At 64.2% G+C, this 408-nt stretch carries 1 protein-coding gene; it reads left to right on the top strand.

Features of this window, described 5'->3' with window-relative positions; genetic code table 11:
• The coding region (gene mltG / locus EN884_RS38320; protein WP_128361249.1) for an endolytic transglycosylase MltG at positions 1-408 on the top strand (408 nt) is incomplete at both ends.

Genomic DNA, 408 nt, shown 5'->3' with positions numbered 1-408 from the left:
GGCGCGCGCCGGACCTGCCGCTGGCCAACGTCGAGGAGTTCGTCACGCTGGCTTCGATTGTCGAGAAAGAGACGGGCAAGGGTGACGAGCGTTCACGGGTTGCCGCCGTCTTCCTGAACCGGCTTGCCAAGGGCATGCGCCTGCAATCCGATCCGACCATCATCTACGGGCTGTTCGGCGGCAAGGGAAAGCCGGCGGACCGGCCGATCTACCAGTCGGATATCCAGAAACAGACCCCCTACAACACCTATGTGATCAACGGCTTGCCGCCGACGCCGATCGCCAATCCGGGTCGTGCAGCGCTGGAGGCGGTGGCCAATCCGTCGAAGACCGACGACCTCTATTTCGTCGCCGACGGCACCGGTGGGCACGTCTTTGCCGCGACGCTGGACGAGCACAACGAGCATG

The sequence above is a fragment of the Mesorhizobium sp. M7A.F.Ca.AU.001.01.1.1 genome, assembly GCF_004022735.1.
In the GTDB taxonomy this organism is placed as follows: domain Bacteria; phylum Pseudomonadota; class Alphaproteobacteria; order Rhizobiales; family Rhizobiaceae; genus Mesorhizobium; species Mesorhizobium ciceri.
The sequence above is the reverse complement of the archived record's forward strand: the minus strand, read 5'-3'. Positions and strand labels throughout refer to the sequence as shown.